13 protein-coding genes are annotated in these 13,836 nt (G+C 67.5%); 8 read left to right on the top strand and 5 right to left on the bottom strand.

Annotated features, from left to right (window positions below):
• Positions 1-410 (top strand): U32 family peptidase C-terminal domain-containing protein (locus RMP09_RS09385; protein ID WP_310565715.1); only part of this gene is annotated, 410 nt, incomplete at its 5' end.
• A 6-nt stretch (positions 411-416) separates the two neighbouring features.
• On the opposite strand, the gene RMP09_RS09380 is transcribed toward RMP09_RS09385, so the two are convergent.
• A complete protein-coding gene (locus RMP09_RS09380) occupies positions 417-1,562 on the bottom strand; it encodes a M48 family metallopeptidase (RefSeq protein WP_310565714.1) in 1,146 nt (381 codons plus the stop codon).
• Between the two features lie 2 nt (positions 1,563-1,564).
• Positions 1,565-2,731, bottom strand: a complete 1,167-nt coding sequence (locus RMP09_RS09375) for a YjgN family protein (protein WP_310565713.1) — start codon at positions 2,729-2,731, stop codon at positions 1,565-1,567.
• Positions 2,732-3,173: 442 nt separating this feature from the next.
• On the opposite strand from RMP09_RS09375, the gene RMP09_RS09370 reads away from it, so the two are divergent.
• From RMP09_RS09370 to rarD, 3 genes are all read left to right on the top strand, one after another.
• A complete protein-coding gene (locus tag RMP09_RS09370) occupies positions 3,174-3,770 on the top strand; it encodes a DUF1566 domain-containing protein (protein ID WP_310565712.1) in 597 nt (198 codons plus the stop codon).
• A gap of 107 nt (positions 3,771-3,877) precedes the next feature.
• The gene (locus RMP09_RS09365) at positions 3,878-4,753 is read left to right on the top strand and encodes a Rossmann-like domain-containing protein (RefSeq protein WP_310565711.1); all 876 of its coding nucleotides are present in this window, start codon (positions 3,878-3,880) and stop codon (positions 4,751-4,753) included.
• The gene (rarD, locus tag RMP09_RS09360; RefSeq protein WP_310565710.1) at positions 4,753-5,625 is read left to right on the top strand and encodes an EamA family transporter RarD; all 873 of its coding nucleotides are present in this window, start codon (positions 4,753-4,755) and stop codon (positions 5,623-5,625) included. Before RMP09_RS09365 ends, rarD begins: the two co-directional genes overlap by 1 nt.
• Positions 5,626-5,847: 222 nt before the next feature.
• On the opposite strand, the gene acnB is transcribed toward rarD, so the two are convergent.
• The 3 genes from acnB to RMP09_RS09345 form a co-directional block, all read right to left on the bottom strand.
• Positions 5,848-8,448, bottom strand: a complete 2,601-nt coding sequence (gene acnB / locus RMP09_RS09355) for a bifunctional aconitate hydratase 2/2-methylisocitrate dehydratase (protein WP_310565709.1) — start codon at positions 8,446-8,448, stop codon at positions 5,848-5,850.
• 38 nt (positions 8,449-8,486) lie between these two features.
• Positions 8,487-9,470 carry an HpcH/HpaI aldolase/citrate lyase family protein gene (locus tag RMP09_RS09350; protein WP_310565708.1) on the bottom strand — a complete coding sequence of 328 codons (984 nt, stop codon included), beginning with the start codon at positions 9,468-9,470 and terminating at the stop codon, positions 8,487-8,489.
• A gap of 126 nt (positions 9,471-9,596) precedes the next feature.
• Positions 9,597-10,583 (bottom strand): malate dehydrogenase, encoded by a 987-nt coding sequence (locus RMP09_RS09345; protein WP_310565707.1) that lies wholly within the window; start codon positions 10,581-10,583, stop codon positions 9,597-9,599.
• A 225-nt stretch (positions 10,584-10,808) separates the two neighbouring features.
• On the opposite strand from RMP09_RS09345, the gene RMP09_RS09340 reads away from it, so the two are divergent.
• The 4 genes from RMP09_RS09340 to sdhA all read left to right on the top strand — a co-directional run.
• On the top strand, positions 10,809-11,612 hold the full coding sequence (locus tag RMP09_RS09340; protein WP_310565706.1) for a GntR family transcriptional regulator: 804 nt from the start codon (positions 10,809-10,811) through the stop codon (positions 11,610-11,612).
• A 174-nt stretch (positions 11,613-11,786) separates the two neighbouring features.
• Entirely contained in the window at positions 11,787-12,218 is a 432-nt protein-coding gene (gene sdhC, locus RMP09_RS09335) for a succinate dehydrogenase, cytochrome b556 subunit (RefSeq protein WP_310565705.1), read from the top strand.
• Positions 12,219-12,236: 18 nt separating this feature from the next.
• A complete protein-coding gene (sdhD, locus tag RMP09_RS09330) occupies positions 12,237-12,596 on the top strand; it encodes a succinate dehydrogenase, hydrophobic membrane anchor protein (RefSeq protein WP_310565704.1) in 360 nt (119 codons plus the stop codon).
• 3 nt (positions 12,597-12,599) lie between these two features.
• On the top strand, positions 12,600-13,836 hold a 1,237-nt coding region (gene sdhA, locus RMP09_RS09325; RefSeq protein ID WP_310565703.1), incomplete at its 3' end, for a succinate dehydrogenase flavoprotein subunit.

Here is a 13,836-nt window from a genome sequence, read left to right as displayed (position 1 = left end):
GCCGCGCCATCGACGACGCCGTGGCCGGCAAGCCCTTCAACCCCGAGCTGCTGCTCGAACTCGAAGGCCTGTCCAACCGTGGCTACACCGGTGGCCTGATGGAGCGCCGCCCGGCGCAGGACTACCAGAACTACATCACCGGCCACAGCGAAAGCCACCGCAGCCAGTTCGTGGGCGAGGTGCTGCAGGTGCGCGCCGACGGCTGGGCCGAGGTCGAGACCAAGAACCGCTTTTCGGTCGGCGACCGGCTCGAAATCATCCACCCCAGCGGCAACCGTGTCGTGCAGCTGGACGCGATGCGCAACCAGGACGGCGAGGCCATCACCGTCGCGCAGGGCAGCCCGACCAAGGTCTGGGTGCCGCTGGCCGCGCCCAGCGAAGGCGCGCTGATCGCGCGGCTGCTGGCCTGAAGCCGTTCACGGCGTCGCGGCCAGGAAGAACGCCTTGCGTTCTTCGCCCGCCGGGTGGGACGCGAAGCCCAGACCGCTGAACACACGGTCCTCGGCACGCCCATCGGGCGGTGAACTGGGCTGGCAGGGCGCCGCGCCTTTCTCGACGGGCCCGGGCGCCAGCACCGCACGACCGCAGCGCTGGAACAGTTCAATGCGGTCGAACAGATCCACCATGATGGCGGGTGACACACCGGCGTCGCGCAGCATGGCGACGCTGTAGCTGTCGGCCTCGCGTTCGGCCTCGCGCGAGTAGTGCGCCTGGCCCAGCCACAGCGGCACCGTGGCCAGCACGCCGCTGTAGTCGCCCCACAGCAGCGAGGTGACCGCCCCCAGCACGCCCAGCTGAACCAGCATGCGCATGCCGTGGCGGTGCTGCACGTGCCCCTGTTCGTGTGCCAGCACGCCGGCAATGACCTTCGGGTCGTTCCGCAGCAGGCGCACCATGTCGTCGGTCAGCAGCATGGTGCCCCCGGGCAGGGCCAAGGCGTTGGGGCCGATGGCGGTGCTGCTGCGGATCAGGAGCCGGCTCGGCCGCACGGTGACGCCGCGTGTGGCCTGGGCCGCCGTGTGAGCGCCCAGCATCTGCTGCCAGGCCTGTTCGATGGCCCGCTGGTCCTGCACGGGCAGCTGGCTGGGTTTGGCATACGCCTGCAGTTGCGCCGCCACCGCGTCGCCGACACGGTTTTCCACGCTGTCGGGCAGGTGGTCGGCCACGCTGCGCGCCAGCCAGGGCAGGCCCCACAGATAACCTGCGCCGGTCAGCGCCAGCAGCACGGCCAGGCTGGCCAGCACGCCGCGCCAGCTTTGCTGCAGGCGCACCACCACGCCGTCGCGGTGTCCCGCACCTTGTACCCAGGCATCCCAGGCGGCCGCGTCGTGGCTCTGGAAGCTGCCACCGTCCGGCAACAGGGCAATCCGGGGACCGTGACGGGTTCGTTCGGGCCACTGCACCCGCTGCGCGTCCACCCGGCGTTCGCCCTCCGGGGTGCCCAGCATCAGGTGCGCACCGTCAAACCAGGCCTGGGCGGCGTGGGGCCGGCTGCTGCGCCCGTCGAAGTAACGCACGTCGAGCCGCTGGGGCAGCGGCTGTGGGGCAGGCGCGGTCTCCATGCTCACAGGCCGACGTCCAGACCGAAGAAGTCCCCTGCCGCCTCGCCCGCGGCTTCCTGCGGATCGTCGTGCGCAGCAGCCAGCAGATTCTGCAGGTCGGTGGCGCTGCGGATCTGTACCGCCTCCAACCGCAGCCGCGCCTTGGCAACGGCAGCGAACGGCCAGTACAGGCCCAGTGTCAGCCCGATCAGCAAACCGTTCTTGAGGCTGAGCGCAAACATGCGCCGAAAAGACAGGCGACTGATGAAACGCAGCTGCGCATTGCCGGTCTTGGTCCAGACCAGGTTCTGCAGCCGGGTGGTGAACCAGGGACCCATGCCGAACATGAGCAGACCCCAGAACAGCAGCACCAGCACCGGCGCCCAGCGCAGCAATGGCTTCAGCGCGGCCCGCGTGTCGCCGCCGGCGGAGGCGAGCACCCAAACGAGCAGGCCAACGGCAGCGAACACCGACAGCATCAGCAGCAAGGGTTTGAGTGCAAGGGCGTAGAACGACTTCAGGCTGGCGCGAAAGTCCGTCTGAAGCGGGCCCAGTGCGTAGTGACGATGCTGATAGGCCTTCATGCGCCACAACCCCCAGGGCAGCGCACCAACCATCAGCAGCATGGTGATCAAGGCGGCACCAGCGACCCAGTCGGGCGTCGGCCCCTCTCCTTTTTTCGGCGCAAATGAAATGACAACAACAAGCAGCAGGCTGATCAGGAGCGGCGGCAAGATGGCCGCGTAGGCGTCTCGGGAGGAACCTGCAAAACGCAACCGCAGACCGCGCCAGCTGGTGTTGGCCATGCGAAAACGCATGGACGAACGCCACAAGGCGGGCCAGAGCCCCGCGAGCAGCACGAAAGCCACAATGCCAGCCACCGCCGAAAAGTTGCTGGCCCAGTTGTACAGGGCGAAGAGCACCGCCATCAGCGCCCAACCCTTGAACATCTGTCTCGGGTTCCCGTGAAAGCCCAGCGGGTCGCCGTCAACCAAGGTGTTGCCCCAGAAATAGCGCAGCCGGCGCACTTTGGCCCAGGGCCAGTACAGGCCCAGGGTCACCAACAGCAGCAGCATGTTGACGATCCAGATGCGAAAGTACTCGCTGCCAGACCCACTGAAACGGATGTGCGCGGTGTGGTGGACAGGGGCGGACTGGGCGGTTTCGGGCACCGCATCTGATCGATACATATGACTCCCTTTGATCTACAAAATGACGACAGGATTGTGCCGCTGGAGCTGGTCGATCGCGGTGGTCACGTCGTCACTTCAAGGAGGCCGGTGACGGGCTGGGCGAGGCCGGCACAGCCGCATGGTGAGTGCAGCGGATCAGCTGACCGGGCGCCGGTCCCGCTGGCGGGCCACGGTGCGACTGTGCATGCCCTCCGCTCCGTGCTCAAGGGCTCCGCGCCGGTGAACAGCTTGAACATCCTGGCGTGAGCACCCGGGGCGACCGAGGTGCCGGACACAGGGCGCAAGGCGTGGCCGGACCTGATGCTGTGCCACCGCATGGCACCGCCTTGGCTGGCCCGCCGGGGTGCCACAACCACCGTTTGTGACCCTGCGTGCGGGCGTCCGGCCGCCATGGCGCTGGAACCCTCAGTTTTGTGGCCTGGCAGCCGATACAAGCACCATGTTCCACACCCTGCGCGCACGCCCTCACGCTCGGGCCTTGTTGCTGCTGCTGTCGTCGATCGCCTGGCCGGCGCTGCTGCTGGCCGCCGCCCCGCAGGCGCCCGAACCGGAATGGACGCCCTCCCCCGACGGCCAGTGGCTGCACCAGCGCAGCACCGGCCTGGTCTGGCAGCGCTGCGTGGTGGGCATGCACTGGACCGGCAAGGACTGCGCCGGTCAACCCCTGTGGGCCGACCACCTGCAGGCCTCGGCCCATGCCCGCCAGCGCGCCAAGGCCGACGGCCGGCCCTGGCGCCTGCCCCACCTCAAGGAGCTGCAACAGCTGGCCCGGCTGGGCGCGCAGAAAACCCCACCCAGTTTGCTGCCCGCCTCCGGCGAGGGCTGGGTCTGGACCGCCACGATCCCCATCGAGGTGCGCAGCGTCAACCCCTACAGCTATGGCAACGTGATGAACGGCGTGACCGGCCAGAACGTGAGCCAGATGAAGTTCCTGCACGCCTGGGTGGTCAACACCGCCACCGGCGAGACGCGCGACGACGTGCTCAAGCGCACCCCCATGTTCGTGCGCCTGGTGCGCAAATCCGACGAACCCTGAGCGGGCAGACCGCACCCACACCGCGGTGCCATGAGCGGCGGCCCGGCGGAACCCTGCGATGCCCGCGACCACACGGTGGCCCCGCGCCGGGTCGCTACCATCGGCCCATGACCCTGCGCCCACCCCTCCCCGTTGCCAGCGCCGTGCTGCAGCAGCTGGCCGACATCGCCCACCGCCACACCAGCTCCCGCGTGCGCTGCCTGCACGTGCCCCAGCGCTCGCCCGACGCGGGCGCCCACGACGCCGAGTTCTGTGCCATCGAGCTGGAAGACGGCGCCTTTGGCCTGTCCTACGTGCTGCTGGGCGACACGCTCCAGGCCTTGCTGACCGCGCACGGCAGCGCCGGTGACGCACCACTGGCCGGCGCCGACCCCATGGCCCTGGCACAGCGCCTGACCGACGGCAGTGCGGTGGAACGCGCCATCGCGCTGGCCGCCATCAACGCACTGACCGACTCGGTCTGGCGCCGCGTGGGCTACGAGCCGCCGCCAGCGGGCAATTCGCTGGGCGACGTGGTGCTGGGCCCGCAGGACCACCTGGGCATGATCGGTTTCTTCCCGCCGCTGGTGCAGCGCGTGGCCGAAGCCGGCGGGCGCCTCAGCGTGGTGGAGATGAACGCCGAGATGGTGGCGCGCCAGCGCGAACGCTACCCGCACATCACCATCGGCCTGGACCGCGCGCTGCTGGCCTCCTGCAACCTCGTGGTCGGCACCTCCACCATGCTGCTGAATCACACGCTGGACGCCATGCTCGCCGCCGCGCCGAACGCGCAGCGCTTTGCCGTGATCGGCCCGTCGGCCGGGCTGTGGCCCGACGCGCTGTTCGACCGCGGCGTGACGCTGCTGGGCGGCACCCGCGTGACGGACCCACGGGCGTTCGTCGATGCCATGGCCGCCGGCGAGAGCTGGAGCCGCGCCACGCGCAAGTTCGCCATCGACCGCGCGGCCTGGCCCGGCTGGCGCGCGCTCACCGGCAGCCCCTGATGCGGCGCGGTCTGGTCTACGGCACCCTGGCCTACGGGCTCTGGGGCCTGTTCCCGTTTTTCTTCAAACAGCTGCAGCACGTCGCGTCGCTGCAGGTGGTGCTGCACCGCATGGTCTGGTCGCTGGTGTTCGTGCTGCTGGTGCTGGCCGTGCTGCGGCGCTGGGCCTGGCTGGGCGATGTGCGCCAGCGCCCGCGGCTGCTGGCCATCTTTGCCGCCTCGTCGGCCCTGCTCGCCTGCAACTGGCTGACCTACATCTGGGCGGTGAACAACGGTCACGTGCTGGACGCCAGCCTGGGCTATTTCATCCTGCCGCTGGTGAACGTGGCGCTGGGCTTCCTGTTCCTGCACGAACGCCCGCGCCCCACGCAGTGGCTGGCCTTTGGCACCGCGTCGGCCGGCGTGCTGTGGCTGGCCCTGCTGACGGGCCATGTGCCCTGGATCGCGCTGGCGCTGGCGCTCTCGTTCGGTTTCTACGGCCTCATCCGCAAGCTGGCACCGCTGGGCGCGCTCGAAGGCATCTCGCTGGAAACCCTGCTGCTGGCGCCGGTGGCGGCTGCGGCCCTGCTCTGGAGCCAGCACAGCGGCACCCTGCCCGCGCAGGACACGCGCACCTGGCTGCTGTTTGCACTCAGCGGGCCGGTCACCGCGGTGCCGCTGCTGCTGTTCTCGGCCGGCGCGCGGCGCATCCCGCTGTCCACCATGGGCGTGCTGCAGTACATCACGCCCACCATCCTGCTGTTCCTGGGCACCCTGCTCTACGACGAGCCGTTTTCCGGCCCGCGCATGGCCGGGTTCGCGCTCATCTGGACGGCGCTCTTGCTGTACTCGGCCGACAGCTGGCGCCACCACACCCGCCCGGTCAGCGCCTAAGGCGACGCTGAATAAGTCTCCGCGGATGCGCTCGCCCGCTGTCGGGATGGACTGCAAGGCGCAAAACGCAGACGGGCCGGGCGGCCCGGCGAGGCAATGCAGTAGCGGCAGACCGCCCGAGAGCGGGATGAGCGCGCTGCGAGGGACTTGATCAGCGTTGCCCTAAAAAACAAAGGCCCGGGGCTTGCGCCCCGGGCCTTTGTCTTGCGGCCATCAGGCCGATCAGGCGGTCACGCTCTTGGCGTTGTCCACGTACTCTTCGATCTGGTTGAAGTTCAGGTACTTGTAGATCGCCGCGCCGTCCTTGTTCACGATGCCCATGGCTTCGTGGTACTCGGCCACCGTCGGGATCTTGCCCAGCTTGGACGCGATCGCGGCGAGCTCGGCAGAGGCCAGATACACAAAGGTGTTCTTGCCCAGGCGGTTGGGGAAGTTGCGGGTCGAGGTGGACACAACCGTCGCGCCTTCACGCACCTGAGCCTGGTTGCCCATGCACAGCGAGCAGCCGGGCATTTCGGTGCGGGCACCGGCGGCGCCGAAGCTGGCGTAGTGGCCCTCCTTGATCAGCTCGCTCTCGTCCATCTTGGTCGGCGGGGCGACCCACAGCTTGACCGGGATGTCGCGCTGGCCGCCCAGCAGCTTGGCTGCGGCGCGGAAATGGCCGATGTTGGTCATGCACGAACCGATGAAGGCTTCGTCGATCTTGGTGCCAGCGACTTCGGACAGGAACTTGGCGTCATCCGGGTCGTTCGGGCAGCAGAGGATCGGCTCCTTGATGTCGGCCAGGTCGATCTCGATCACGGCGGCGTATTCGGCGTCCTTGTCGGCTTCGAGCAACTCGGGCTTGGCCAGCCAGGCCTCGACCTTCTCGATGCGGCGGGCCAGCGTCTTGGCGTCGGCGTAACCGTCGGCGATCATGTTCTTCATCAGAACGATGTTCGACTTCAGGTACTCGGCGACCGGCTCCTTGTTGAGCTTGATGGTGCAGCCGGCGGCGGAGCGCTCGGCCGAGGCGTCGGACAGCTCGAACGCCTGTTCCACCTTCAGGTCCGGCAGACCTTCGATTTCCAGGATGCGGCCCGAGAAGGCGTTGATCTTGCCGGCCTTGGCCACGGTCAGCAGACCGGCCTTGATGGCGTACAGCGGAATCGCGTGCACCAGATCGCGCAGCGTGATGCCGGGCTGCATGGTGCCCTTGAAGCGCACCAGCACCGACTCGGGCATGTCCAGCGGCATCACGCCGGTGGCGGCGCCGAAGGCCACCAGACCGGAGCCGGCGGGGAAGGAAATGCCGATCGGGAAACGGGTGTGCGAGTCACCGCCGGTGCCCACGGTGTCGGGCAGCAGCAGGCGGTTGAGCCAGCTGTGGATCACGCCGTCGCCCGGACGCAGGGCCACGCCGCCGCGGCTGCTCATGAACTTGGGCAGCTCACGGTGGGTCTTGACGTCCACCGGCTTGGGATAGGCCGCGGTGTGGCAGAAGGACTGCATCACCAGGTCGGCCGAGAAGCCCAGGCAGGCCAGGTCTTTCAGCTCGTCGCGGGTCATCGGGCCCGTGGTGTCTTGCGAACCCACGGTGGTCATGCGCGGCTCGCAGTAGGTACCGGGGCGCACGCCCTGGCCTTCGGGCAGACCGACGGCGCGGCCGACCATCTTCTGCGCCAGCGTGAAGCCGGCCTTGGTAGCGGCGGGCACGGACGGCAGGCGGAACAGGGTCGAGGCGGGCAGGCCCAGGAACTCGCGCGCCTTGGCGGTCAGAGAGCGGCCGATGATCAGGTTGATGCGGCCGCCGGCGCGCACTTCGTCGAACAGCACGTCGCTCTTGAGCTGGAACTCGGCAACCGTCTCGCCGTTCTTGACCAGCTTGCCGTCGTAGGGCAGCACGTCGATGACGTCGCCCATTTCCAGCTTGCTCACGTCCACCTCAATGGGCAACGAGCCGGAGTCTTCCTGCGTGTTGAAGAAGATGGGGGCGATCTTGCCGCCCAGGGTGACGCCGCCAAAGCGCTTGTTCGGCACGAACGGGATGTCCTGGCCGGTGGCCCAGATCACGCTGTTGGTGGCGGACTTGCGCGAAGAACCGGTGCCCACCACGTCGCCCACGTAGGCCACGAGGTTGCCCTTTTTCTTCAGGTCTTCGATGAACTGCATCGGGCCGCGCTTGCCGTCTTCCTCGGGCTTGAAGGCCGCGTCGGGGCGGGTGTTCTTCAGCATCGCGAGGTAATGCATCGGGATGTCCGGGCGCGTGGTGGCGTCCGGGGCGGGCGACAGGTCGTCGGTGTTGGTCTCGCCGGGCACCTTGAACACGGTGACGGTGATCTTCTTTTCCACTTCTGGACGGCTGGTGAACCACTCGGCGTCGGCCCAGCTCTGCATCACGTCCTTGGCCACGGCGTTGCCGGCCTTGGCCTTCTCGGCCACGTCGTTGAAGTAGTCGAACATCAGCAGCGTCTTCTTGAGCGCTGCGCCGGCCACGGCCGCCACTTCGGCGTCGTCCAGCAGCTCGATCAGGGGGTGCACGTTGTAGCCACCCACCATGGTGCCCAGCAGCTCGGTGGCCTTGGCCTTGGAGATCAGGCCGACCTGGATGTCACCGTGCGCCACGGCGGCCAGGAAGCTGGCCTTGACCTTGGCGGCATCGTCCACGCCCGGCGGCACGCGGTGCGTGAGCAGGTCCATCAGGAACGCGTCTTCGCCGGCGGGCGGGTTCTTGATCAGTTCGATCAGGGCGGCGACCTGCTTGGCGTCGAGCGCCAGCGGGGGAATGCCCAGGGCGGCGCGTTCAGCGGCGTGGGCGCGGTAGTCGGCAAGGAAGGTCGACATCGTGTTCTCCGGTGGTGTGGGTAATCGTGGGTGGGGGTTCATGCAAGCAACCAGCCACGCACCGGGTCGGGCAGGGGGTGCCCGGTCTGGTGCGCGCGTTCGATGACTTGCCAGTAATAACGGTAGCTGGCGCGGTCGTGCAGGCGCCCTTGGTGCTGCACCGGCGCCCAGTCGGCGGCGGCGGCGGCGGCGATGATGGCCAGCGCCGTCTCGATGTCGGCCTCGGCGGGCGAAAACGCGGTGACGATGGTCCGGATCTGGTCCGGGTGGATGCTCCACATGCGGGTGTAACCCAGCTCGCTGGCCGCGCGCCGCGCCGCCTGTTGCAGCGCGGGCAGGTCCTTGAACTCGGTGACCACGTTGTGCGAGGGCACCTTGCCGTGCGCATGGCAGGCAGCCGCCATCTCGACCTTGGCGCGCAGCACGTGCGGGTGGCTGAACTGACCCGCCAGGGTCATGGCCGATGCGGGGATCGCGCCACCGTGTGCGGAGACGAAGTCCATCAGGCCGAAGCTCAGCGACTGCACGCGCGGGTGCGCGGCGATGTCGAACGCGCGGTGCACCGCGGCGGGCGACTCGATCAACACGTGCAGGGGCAACGCGGTCGCGCCGGCGGCGTCCAGCGCTGCGGCGGCACGTGCGACGTCCGCCACCGACTCGACCTTGGGCACCATCAGGTGGCAGAGGCGATGCCCCACCTGGCCGGCGATGGTGGCCATGTCGGCCTCGAAATGCGGGTGGTCCACCGGGTGGACCCGGGCGGCCACGCGGGCCCCCGCAGGCGCCGCCAGCGCCAGTTCGGTGACCAGGGCCGCGTGTTCGGCCTCGCCCCCGACGGGGGCGCCGTCCTCGCAATCCAGTGTGACGTCGAAGACGCAGGTGCCGAACTCGGCCGTCAGCTCGGCCTGCAGTTGCAGGCTTTTGCGCATCCGCGCGGGCGCACCGCTGTAGTGGTCACAGACCGGCAGCGCGAACGCGCCGGCCTGGGCCCCAACAAGGATGTCGCGCGGGTGAGGTTTCACAGAGTTACCAAGCGGTTACGAAGCCAGCACTGGCCGCCCGCTTCCAGCAAGCACCACGGAACTGGCTTCGCCAGGCCGTAGGTGCTGTCCCCCTGGGGGGAAGACGCGAAGCGGCGCAGGGGGGCATCACACCAGGTGCTTGACGCCGTCTTGCTCGCCCTGCAGCTCGGCCAGGGTCTTGTTGATGCACTCTTGCGAGAAGGCATCGATGTCCAGGCCTTCGACGACCTTGTACTCGCCGTTGGCGCAGGTGACCGGGAAACCGAACATGATGTCCTTCGGAATGCCGTACCAGCCTTGCGACGGGATGCCCATCGTGACCCACTCGCCGTTGGTGCCCAGGGCCCAGTCGCGCATGTGGTCGATGGCGGCGTTGGCGGCCGAGGCGGCAGAGCTCAGGCCACGCGCTTCAATGATGGCGGCGCCGCGCTTGCCCACGGTGGGCAGGAACACGTTGGCGTTCCATTCCTGGTCGTTGATCATGTCCTTGACCGAAGCGCCGTCGATGGTGGCGAAGCGGTAGTCGGCGTACATGGTGGGCGAGTGGTTGCCCCACACGGCCAGCTTCTTGATGCTGGAGACGGCCTTGCCGGTCTTGGCGGCCAGCTGGCTGGCGGCGCGGTTGTGGTCCAGGCGCAGCATGGCGGTGAAGTTGCCCGGCTTCAGATCGGGCGCGCTCTTCATGGCGATGTAGGCGTTGGTATTGGCGGGGTTGCCGACCACCAGCACCTTGACGTCGCGGCTGGCCACGGCGTTCAGGGCCTTGCCCTGGGCGGTGAAGATGGCGCCGTTGATGGCGAGCAGCTCGGCGCGCTCCATGCCGGGACCACGCGGACGCGAACCGACCAGCAGGGCGTAGTCGGTGTCCTTGAAGGCGGTCATCGGATCGCTGTGGGCTTCCATGCCGGCCAGCAGCGGGAAGGCGCAGTCTTCAATTTCCATCATCACGCCCTTGAGCGCCTTCTGGGCCTTTTCGTCCGGAATTTCCAGCAGTTGCAGGATCACGGGCTGGTCCTTGCCCAGCATCTCGCCGGAGGCGATGCGGAACAGCAGGGCGTAACCGATCTGACCTGCGGCGCCGGTGACGGCAACACGAACGGGCTTCTTGCTCATGGTGAAAACTCCAGAAAGGGGCGTTGAGAATGTAAAAAACCAGTGGGAATGAACCCGGACCAGGAGCCACGGCTGCGCGGGGAAAACCCGGGAAAAGTGGTTCAGGGACAGTCCGTGAGTGTACCCGCGTAAACCCGTAGGCGTCAATTTGTCTTATGTCTTATATAAGATATGATTGATCGGACCGCCGAGCGTTTCCGGCGCTACCATTGCGTCCGCAAAACCATGGCCACCCTGCCCGCCTCCCCCGCCGCCCCCTTCCTGCCGGACCCACCCGCAGGTGGCGAACCTTCGGCGCCGGGCGCTCCCGCCTTCAGCCCGCTGTACCAGCAGATCAAGACCCTGATCCTGCGCAGCCTGCAGGCCGGCGAGTGGAAGCCGGGCGACATGATCCCCAGCGAACTGGAACTGGCCGCGCGCTTTCGCGTCAGCCAGGGTACGGTGCGCAAGGCCATCGACGAGCTGGCCACCGACAACCTGCTGGTGCGCCGCCAGGGCAAGGGCACGTTCGTGGCCACACACGCCGAGCAGCACATCCAGTACCGTTTTCTGCGGGTGCTGCCCGACGCGGAATCTCCCGACGCACAAGGGCCCGCCGAACGCCGCATCATCGAATGCCGCCGCCTGCGCGCGCCCGCCGAGGTGGCCCGCCAGCTGGCACTGCGCACCGGCGACCCGCTGCTGCTGGTCAAGCGGGTGCTCGCTTTTTCGGGCACCCCCACCATCCTGGAAGACATCTGGCTGCCCGGCGGCCCGTTCAAAGGCCTGACACAGGAAACCCTGGCCGGCGACAAAGGACCGATGTACGCCCTGTTCGAGGCCGACTTCGGTGTGCGCATGGTGCGCGCGGTCGAACGCATCAAGGCCGTGGGCGCCGATGCCGATGCCGCCGCCCTGCTGGGCGTCGAGATCGGCCACCCGCTGCTGAGTGTTGAACGTCTGGCCTACACCTACGACGACGTGCCCATGGAGCTGCGCCGCGGCCTCTACCGCACCGACACCCGGCACTACCACAACGAACTGAGCTGACCAGACCCCGTATGACATTGCTCGATAGTCTGCTGTCAGCCTCAGGTATGTTGCGTTGCAATAGAATTTGCCGGCCTGTGGCTTGAGTTACCAGCAAGTTACAAGCCACCCTCCCGACCTCCGTTCCCCTCCTCCATAAGAACCCCAGATCCCCAACGGAAGAAAGCCCCCACCATGACCGAATTGAGCAAAAAGCGGCCCGAGTTCCGCAACATCAATGCGTTCAAGGACCTGACCACCTACCGGCTGCCCCTGGCCGGCTGGGTGTCGATCCTGCACCGCGCCAGCGGTGGCCTGATGTTCCTCCTGCTGCCCCTGATCGTGTGGCTGTTTGACACATCGGTGTCGTCGGAAATCTCCTACGACGTGTTCCGGGCGGCCTTCAGTGCGGGCCTGGGTTTCGTTCCCGGCTGGTTCATGAAGCTGGTGGCGCTGGCCCTGATCTGGGCCTACCTGCACCACCTCATTGCCGGCGTTCGCCACCTGTACATGGACATGTTCCACGCGGTGAGCAAAGCGTTCGGCCAGAGCTCGGCGATTTTCACGCTGGCCCTGTCCATCGGCCTGACGCTGATCCTCGGCGCCAAGCTGTTCGGTCTCTACTGATTTCAGGAAGGCACACACATGTCTTATGGTTCCAAGCGCGTCGTCACCGGCGCCCACTACGGCCTGCGCGACTGGCTGGCACAACGCATCACCGGCGCGCTGGTTGCGCTGTTCACCCTCATCGTGCTGGTGCAGGTCCTTTTCACCAGCGGTCCGATCGGCTACGAAGCCTGGTCCGGCATCTTCTCCGCCCAGTGGATGAAGACCCTGACCTTCGCCGTGTTCGTGGCGCTGGCCTGGCACATCTGGTTCGGCATGCGCGACATCTGGATGGACTACGTCAAGCCCACCGGTATCCGCCTGGTCCTGCACGTTTTCACCATCGTCTGGCTCGTCGCCTGCCTGGGCTGGGCTGTTCAAGTTCTCTGGAGACTCTGATCCATGTCCACCACCGCATCTCTCCCCAAGCGCAAGTTCGACGTGGTCATCGTCGGGGCCGGCGGCTCCGGCATGCGTGCCTCGCTGCAGCTGGCCCGCGCCGGCCTGAAGGTCGCCGTGCTCTCCAAGGTCTTCCCCACCCGCTCGCACACCGTCGCGGCGCAGGGCGGCGTGTCCGCCTCGCTGGGCAACATGAGCGAAGACAGCTGGGAATACCACTTCTACGACACCGTCAAGGGCTCCGACTGGCTCGGTGACCAGGACGCGATCGAGTTCATGTGCCGCGAAGCCCCGAAGGTCGTGTACGAACTCGAACACTTCGGCATGCCGTTCGACCGCAACCCCGACGGCACCATCTACCAGCGTCCGTTCGGCGGCCACACCGCCAACTACGGCGAAAAGCCGGTGCAACGCGCCTGCGCCGCGGCCGACCGCACCGGCCACGCCATGCTGCACACGCTCTACCAGGCCAACGTGTCGGCCCGCACCACCTTCTTCGTGGAATGGATGGCGCTGGACCTGATCCGCGACGCCGCCGGCGACTGCGTGGGCGTGACCGCCCTCGAAATGGAAACCGGCGACACCTACGTGCTCGAAGCCAAGACCGTGCTACTGGCCACCGGTGGTGCCGGCCGCATCTTCCAGTCGTCGACCAACGCCTTCATCAACACCGGTGACGGCCTGGGCATGGCCGCCCGCGCCGGCATCGCGCTGCAGGACATGGAGTTCTGGCAGTTCCACCCCACCGGCGTGGCCGGCGCGGGCGTGCTGCTGACCGAAGGCTGCCGCGGCGAAGGCGCCATCCTGCTCAACAGCGAAGGCGAGCGCTTCATGGAGCGTTACGCGCCCACCCTGAAGGACCTGGCACCGCGCGACTTCGTCTCGCGCTGCATGGGCCAGGAAATCCTGGAAGGCCGTGGCTGTGGTCCCAACAAGGACTACATCCACATGAAGCTGGACCACCTGGGTGCCGACACCATCCACAAGCGCCTGCCCTCGGTGTACGAGATCGGCGTGAACTTCGCCAACGTGGACGTGACGCGTGAGCCCATCCCCGTGGTGCCCACCATCCACTACCAGATGGGCGGCATCCCGACCAACATCCATGGCCAGGTGGTCGAGCGCGCCAACGGTGAAGACAAGCCCGTCAACGGCCTCTACGCCGTGGGCGAATGCTCCTGCGTCTCGGTGCACGGCGCCAACCGCCTGGGCACCAACTCGCTGCTGGACCTGCTGGTGT

This window comes from Hydrogenophaga sp., from assembly GCF_031426985.1.
Classification (GTDB): Bacteria; Pseudomonadota; Gammaproteobacteria; order Burkholderiales; family Burkholderiaceae_C; genus Hydrogenophaga.
Note: the sequence above shows the minus strand (reverse complement) of the source record. Positions and strands in the feature narration are given on the sequence as shown.

Excerpts from the sequence above, each read along its gene's own strand:
- RMP09_RS09380 (WP_310565714.1), bottom strand. The coding sequence starts at position 1,562 with ATGGAGACCGCGCCTGCCCCACAGCCGCTGCCCCAGCGGCTCGACGTG.
- RMP09_RS09375 (WP_310565713.1), bottom strand. The coding sequence starts at position 2,731 with ATGTATCGATCAGATGCGGTGCCCGAAACCGCCCAGTCCGCCCCTGTC.
- RMP09_RS09370 (WP_310565712.1), top strand. The coding sequence starts at position 3,174 with ATGTTCCACACCCTGCGCGCACGCCCTCACGCTCGGGCCTTGTTGCTG.
- RMP09_RS09365 (WP_310565711.1), top strand. The coding sequence starts at position 3,878 with ATGACCCTGCGCCCACCCCTCCCCGTTGCCAGCGCCGTGCTGCAGCAG.
- rarD (WP_310565710.1), top strand. The coding sequence starts at position 4,753 with ATGCGGCGCGGTCTGGTCTACGGCACCCTGGCCTACGGGCTCTGGGGC.
- acnB (WP_310565709.1), bottom strand. The coding sequence starts at position 8,448 with ATGTCGACCTTCCTTGCCGACTACCGCGCCCACGCCGCTGAACGCGCC.
- RMP09_RS09345 (WP_310565707.1), bottom strand. The coding sequence starts at position 10,583 with ATGAGCAAGAAGCCCGTTCGTGTTGCCGTCACCGGCGCCGCAGGTCAG.
- RMP09_RS09340 (WP_310565706.1), top strand. The coding sequence starts at position 10,809 with ATGGCCACCCTGCCCGCCTCCCCCGCCGCCCCCTTCCTGCCGGACCCA.
- sdhC (WP_310565705.1), top strand. The coding sequence starts at position 11,787 with ATGACCGAATTGAGCAAAAAGCGGCCCGAGTTCCGCAACATCAATGCG.
- sdhD (WP_310565704.1), top strand. The coding sequence starts at position 12,237 with ATGTCTTATGGTTCCAAGCGCGTCGTCACCGGCGCCCACTACGGCCTG.